Origin of the sequence: Mesorhizobium sp. M4A.F.Ca.ET.020.02.1.1, from assembly GCF_004022645.1 — a bacterium.
Classification (GTDB): domain Bacteria; phylum Pseudomonadota; class Alphaproteobacteria; order Rhizobiales; family Rhizobiaceae; genus Mesorhizobium.
The window spans coordinates 1-5631 of the sequence record NZ_RZOI01000393.1; the positions used below are offsets into that span (position 1 = coordinate 1).

At 64.5% G+C, this 5631-nt stretch carries 5 protein-coding genes; 1 reads left to right on the plus strand and 4 read right to left on the minus strand.

The features are described from left to right. The coding region (locus tag EN742_RS22040) for a phosphoribosylglycinamide synthetase C domain-containing protein (RefSeq protein WP_281034984.1) at positions 1 to 657 on the plus strand (657 nt) is incomplete at its 5' end. Here the strand turns inward: EN742_RS22040 and EN742_RS22045 are convergent. The 4 genes from EN742_RS22045 to EN742_RS22060 form a co-directional block, all read right to left on the minus strand. Then, positions 654 to 2024 (minus strand): alpha-glucosidase/alpha-galactosidase, encoded by a 1371-nt coding sequence (locus EN742_RS22045; protein WP_127406406.1) that lies wholly within the window; start codon positions 2022 to 2024, stop codon positions 654 to 656. The genes EN742_RS22040 and EN742_RS22045 overlap by 4 nt on opposite strands. A 19-nt stretch (positions 2025 to 2043) precedes the next feature. After that, the gene (locus EN742_RS22050) at positions 2044 to 3711 is read right to left on the minus strand and encodes an ABC transporter ATP-binding protein (protein WP_127422374.1); all 1668 of its coding nucleotides are present in this window, start codon (positions 3709 to 3711) and stop codon (positions 2044 to 2046) included. Between the two features lie 10 nt (positions 3712 to 3721). Continuing rightward, entirely contained in the window at positions 3722 to 4858 is a 1137-nt protein-coding gene (locus EN742_RS22055) for an ABC transporter permease (RefSeq protein WP_127407035.1), read from the minus strand. Further along, a partial coding sequence (locus EN742_RS22060) for an ABC transporter permease (protein WP_148670189.1) occupies positions 4859 to 5631 on the minus strand: 773 nt, incomplete at its 5' end. It abuts the gene before it with no gap.

Genomic DNA, 5631 nt, shown 5'->3' on the forward strand with positions numbered 1-5631 from the left:
GCTCAGGACCACAAGCGCGTCGGTGATGGCGACGTCGGCCCCAACACCGGCGGCATGGGCGCCTATTCGCCGGCACCGGTGATGACGCCCGAGATGGTCGAGCGAACCATGCGCGAGATCATCGAGCCGACGATGCACGGCATGGCCGAGCTCGGCGCGCCGTTCGCCGGCATCCTCTTCGCCGGGCTGATGATCACGGACAAGGGGCCGAAGCTTATCGAATACAACACCCGTTTCGGCGATCCCGAATGCCAGGTGCTGATGATGCGGCTGAAGGACGATCTCCTGGTGCTGCTCAACGCTGCCGTCGACGGCCAGCTCGCGCATACCTCGATACGCTGGCGCGACGATGCGGCGCTGACCGTGGTGATGGCGGCGAGGGGCTATCCCGGCACGCCGGAAAAGGGTTCGGTCATCCGCGGTCTTGAAGAGGCCGCCAGCGACGGCGCCGAGATCTTCCATGCCGGCACCGCCATCAACGGCGGCGCGCTCGTCGCCAATGGCGGCCGCGTGCTCAATGTCACGGCGACGGGTGCGACCGTCGGCGAAGCGCAGCAACGCGCCTACGCCGCGCTCGACCGCATCGACTGGCCGCAGGGCTTTTGCCGCCGCGACATCGGCTGGCAGGCTGTGGCGCGCGAAAAGGCCGGCGCCTAGGCGGCCTTGCTCCGGCCACCCTTACGCGCCCAGGCCGGCAGCCAGTCGCCGTGCGCGGCGAGCAGGTCGTCGACCAGCGACCAGATCTGGTCGAGATCGAGCTCGGCCGCGGTGTGCGGATCCATCATCGCCGCATGGTAGATGTGCTCGCGGTTCTCGCTCATCAGCGCCCGCACCGTCAGTTCCTGGACGTTGATGTTGGTGCGGATCAGCGCCGTCAGCTGTGGCGGCAGGTCGCCGATATACGTAGGCTGGATGCCCGAAGCGTCGACCAGGCACGGCACCTCGGCGGCGCAATCGAAGGGCAGCGAGGTGATGCAGCCATTGTTGCGAACATTGCCGTAGATCACCGACGGCTCGCCGGTCCAGACCGAGTTCATGATCGACGAGGCGTACTCCTTCGACTGCTCGACCTCGATCCGATCGGCCGAGCGGTAGGCTTCGGCCTGGCCTTTCCAGCGCTCGATCTGTTCGATGCAGCGCTTCGGATACTCGTCGAGCGGGATGCCGAACTTCTCGATCAGGTCGGGGCGGCCGTCCTTGATGAAATAGGGCGTGTATTCGGCGAAATGTTCCGAGCTTTCGGTGACGAAAAAGCCGAGCCGCGTCAACATTTCGTAGCGCACCTTGTTCGGGCAGCGCGGGTTCCAGCCGGGCTTGGGCGCGCGGCCTTCGCGATAGGCGCGCACGAGATCGGGATAGAGGTCGCGGTAGGAACCGTCCGCCTGGCGATGCTCGAACTTCAGATAGAAGGCCATATGGTTGATGCCGGCCGAGCGGTAGCGGATTTCCTCGTAGGGAAGGTCGAGGTCGTGCGCCAGCTCCATCGCCGTGCCCTGCACCGAATGGCAGAGGCCGACCTGCCTGATGGCAGGGTATTTCTCCGATATCGCCCAGGTGTTGATTGCCATCGGGTTGACGTACTGCAGCATGATCGCCTCGGGGCAGACCGCGAGCATGTCCTCGCAGATATTCCACAGGTGTGGCACGGTCCTGAGACCCCGCATGATGCCGCCAACGCCCAGCGTGTCGGCGATGGTCTGGCGCAGGCCGTACTTCTTCGGCACCTCGAAGTCGGTGACGGTGCAGGGCTCGTAGCCGCCGATCTGGAAGGCGACGACGACGAAGTCGGCGCCGGCCAGCGCCTTGCGCTGGTCCGAATAGGTTTCGGCTTTCGCCTTCACGCTGAGCGTCGCGATCAGCTTGTTGACGACGAGAGCGCTTTCTTCCAGCCGCTGCGGATTGATGTCCATCAGCGCGATTGTCGCGCCCGAAAGCGACGGGCGCTGCAGCACGTCGCCGACAATGTTCTTCATGAACACCGTCGAACCGGCGCCGATGAATGTGATCTTGGGATTTCTTGCCACGCTAACCTCCGGCATATGCTCAGGCCACATCGAAAGCGGCTCGGACGAGCCGTTCGGTGTAGGCGGTCTTGGGATTGGTGAGGACCTCGTCGACAGGTCCCTGCTCGACGACCTTGCCGTGCTGCATGACGATGACGCGGTGGCACAGCGCGCGCACCACCTTGAGGTCGTGCGAGATGAAGAGATAGCTCAAGCCGCGTTCGTCCTGCAGCTTGCGCAGCAGGTCGATAATCTGCGCCTGGACGGAGAGATCGAGCGCAGATGTCGGCTCGTCGAGCAGGATGAATTCGGGCTCCAGCGCGATCGCCCGGGCGATCGCGATACGCTGCCGCTGGCCGCCGGAGAACTCATGCGGAAACCGCGAGAGGATGTCGCCCGGCATGCCGGCGCTGACCAGCGCCTCGCGCACCCGCTCGATTCGCTCGCGCCGTGTCGCACCGATCCTGTTGACGACAAGCCCTTCTTCGATGATCTGGCCGATCGTCATGCGCGGGTTGAGCGACGAGAATGGATCCTGGAAGACGATTTGCATGCGCGAGCGCAGCGGCCGCATCTCGGCCCTGGTCAGGCCCTGGATCGGCTGGCCGTCGAAACGGATCTCGCCGCGCTTGGCGTCCAGCAACCGAAGCAGCGCCTGGCCGAACGTCGTCTTGCCGGACCCGGACTCGCCGACCAACCCAAGCGTCTCGTGGCGGCAAAGCTTGAGGTCGAGGTCGTCGACGGCGACCAGCTCGCGCCAGTCGGGCTTCAGGAAGCTGCCGTGGCGCAGCATGAAGCAGACGCGCACGCGGTTCGCTTCGAGGATGGTGCCGCAGCCCTCGGGCAATGGTTGCGGCCGCCCACGCGGCTCGGAGGCCAGCAGCCGTCGCGTATAGGGATGCTGCGGATCGGCGAAGAGCCGTTCCGTGATATTGTGTTCGCACATCTCGCCATGCTGCATGACATAGACGTAGTCGGAGAACTTGCGCACCACAGTGAGGTCGTGGGTGATCAGGATCACCGCCATCCGCAATTCCTTCTGCAGGTTGCGGATCAGGTTCAGGATCTGCGCCTGCACCGTCACGTCGAGCGCTGTCGTCGGCTCGTCGGCGATCAGCACATCGGGATCGTTTGCCAGAGCCATGGCGATCATCACCCGCTGGCGCTGCCCGCCGGAGAGCTGATGCGGATACTGCTTCAGCCGCGCTTCCGGTTCAGGGATCTGGACATGCCGCAAAAGCTCCAGCGCCCGCGCCCAGGCCTCCTTGCGGCTGACCTTGCGGTGCACCCTGATCGCTTCGACGATCTGGCTGCCGACCGTATAGATCGGGTTGAGCGAGCTCATCGGCTCCTGGAAGATCATCGAGATGCGGTTGCCACGCAGCTTGCGCCGAGCGCTCTCCGGGAATTTCAGGATGTCCTGGCCGTCATATTCGACGCTCGATCTGGGCGACACGGTCGCACGCCGCGACAGCAACCCCATGACCGTGCGCGCCGTCACAGACTTGCCGGAACCCGATTCGCCGACGATCGCGATCGTCTCGCCGCGATAGAGCTGGAACGAGACGTCCTTGACCGCATCGACGACGCCATGCTCGACCTTGAAGGCGACCTCGATGTTGCGGGCGTCGATGATGGGCTTGTCCTGGCGCCCGCCATGGTCGCGGCGGAAGGCTGGTGCGAAGGGTTCGGCGAGTACAACGGACATCCCAGCCACCTCAATAGGGGTCGACGGCATCGCGCAGGCCGTCGCCCAGCGCGTTGAAGGCAAAGACGGTGACCAGCACGAAACCGACCGGCGACAGAATCCAGGGATAGGTGCCGATGACCGAATAGGTCGCGGTGTCCTGCAGCATCAACCCCCACGAGATCAGCGGCGGCTTGACCGCAAAGCCGAGGAAACCGAGGAAGGATTCGAGCAGCACCACCGTCGGGATCGCCAGTGTCACGGCGACGATCACGTGGCTCATCACATTGGGGAAGATGTGCTGCATGATGATGCGCCGGTCGGTGGCGCCGACCGCCATGGCGGCGCGTACATAGTCTATTCGCGCCAGCGCCAGTGTCTTGCCGCGCACCTCGCGCGACATCTGCGCCCAGCCCAGCGCCGACATGACGATGATGACAAAGGCGAGGAAAACGTTGGTCGGCGCGGTGACCGGGATCAGCGTGGTCAGCGCCAGGTAGAGCGGCAGCTGCGGGAAGGCGAGCACCAGTTCGACGAAGCGCTGCACCCAGACGTCGAACCTGCCGCCGAAATAGCCGGAGACCATGCCGACGGTGGTGCCGATGATGGTGATGATGAAGACGACCGTCAGCGCGATCATCAGCGAGACGCGCGAGCCGTGGATGGCGCGTGACAGCACGTCGCGGCCGAACTTGTCGGTGCCGAGGAAATGCACCGGCTGTCCGTCCATGGAGGCGAAGAAATGCCGGTCCGCCGGGACCAGTCCGAGGAGCTTGTAGGGCGCGCCCTCGACGAAGAACCCAAGCAGTCTCGGATGCTCATAGTCGGGGCCGACGATCGGCTGGAAGGTGACCGGATCGAGATCGGCGGAATCGGCCAGCGCATACACCCTCGGTCGCGCGACGAAATTGCCGTCCTTGTCATGGAAGCTCGGCAGCTGCGGCGGGGCGAAGCCTATATCCGTGGCCTTCGGGTCCATTGGAGCCAGAAACTCCGCGAACACCGCCATGAGAAGCAGAAGCGCGACGAGCCAAAGCCCGGCCATCCCGGTCCACGAACGCTTCAGCCGCCGCCAGACCAGCGCGATGTAGCTCTCATTGCCGCGCGCGGATTTCTCGATGGCTCCCTCGGCGGGCGGCGGTGGCAGTGATGTGTCGCGCGCCAGCATCTAGCCCTCCCCGTATTGGCGGATGCGCGGATCGAGCAGGACGAGCAGCATGTCGGCGATGATGTTGCCGACGATCAGTGTCGCCGACAGCACCATCATGAAGGTGGCGGTGACATAGACGTCGCCGACCGCCATCGAGCCCACGATCGCCGGTCCGACGGTCGGCAGCGCGAAGATAATCGCCGTCTCGATCTCGCCGGTCAGCATGTAGGGCAGCACCACGCCCTGATACATGACCAGCGGATGCAGTGCATTGGGCACGGCATGGCGCATGACGACGGCGCCGCCAGTCAGCCCCTTGGCCTTGGCCGTCTCGACATATTGCGCGTTCAGCGTGTCGAGCAGATTGCCGCGCATGACTCGCATGTTGTAGGCGAGCCCGCCGAAAGTCGCGATCGCCACCACCGGCCAGACATGCTTGACCAGGTCGACGAACTTTGCCCACGACCACGGCGCGCCGCCATACTCCGGCGAAAAGAAGCTGCCGATCTCCGACACGTTTAACTGGAAGACCAGGAGATAGACGATGATCAGCGCCATCAGGAAGCGCGGCACCGTCATGCCGAGAAAGGAAATGGCCGACAGCGTCGAGTCGATCCAGGAATATTGCCGGGTCGCCGCCCATATGCCGAATGTGATGCCCAGCACCGAGGCGAGCAGATGGCAGACCAGCGCCAGCAGCAGCGTGCGCGGCAGGCGCTCGCCGACCACATCGGCCACTGGCTTGTTGTAATAGAGGCTGTAGCCGAAATCGCCGCGGGTGATGATACCAC